General features: G+C 76.4%; 1 protein-coding gene. It reads right to left on the minus strand.

All coding sequences use genetic code 11. The features are described from left to right. Nucleotides 1-606 (minus strand): AMP-binding protein (locus ACYVE7_RS35175; RefSeq protein WP_460371016.1); only part of this gene is annotated, 606 nt, incomplete at its 3' end. Nucleotides 607-695 lie beyond the last annotated feature (89 nt).

Genomic DNA, 695 nt, shown 5'->3' on the forward strand with positions numbered 1-695 from the left:
CCCCCGCAGCCCGGACGCCGCGTCGGAGACGGCGACCCGCGACCAGATCGTCGGCACCCCGAAGTACAGCGACCCGCGCGCCGCCGCGTAGGCCTCCGGCGTCGGACGCCCGGTGTGCACCAGTTCCGACCCGACGCGCAGCGCCCCGAGCACCCCGAGGACCAGCCCGTGCACGTGGAACAGCGGCAGCCCGTGGACGAGGCGGTCCTCGGCCGTCCAGGCCCACGCCTCCGCCAGGGCGTCCAGGCCCGCCGCGACGGCGCCCCGCGAGATCAGGACTCCCTTGGGCGCTCCGGTCGTCCCGCTGGTGTAGAGGATCAGCGCTGTCGCCTTGGCGTCCTCGAGGACGTTCCCGCTGCTGCCCCGCCCCGTCACCGGCACGTTCGGCAGCCCGAGCTCCCCGCCCCCGACCAGCAGCTCAGCCCCGGAATCCGCCAGGATGTGCGCCCGTTCCGCCACCCCGGAATCCGGCGGCACCGGCACCACCGGCACCCCCGCCAGCAGCGCCCCGACCACCCCCACCACGGTGTCGACACTCGCCGTCGCCTCGACCGCGACCGCCCGCGCCCCCCCGATCCGCCCGGCCACCCCCCACGCCCGACCCATCAACTCCTCCCTCTCAACCACCTCCCCGGCGATCCCGATCCGCTGATCCCGCTCCCCACCCACCAACCCAGCCCCCCCCCCCAGCGGGC

The sequence above is a fragment of the Actinocorallia lasiicapitis genome (assembly GCF_054778695.1).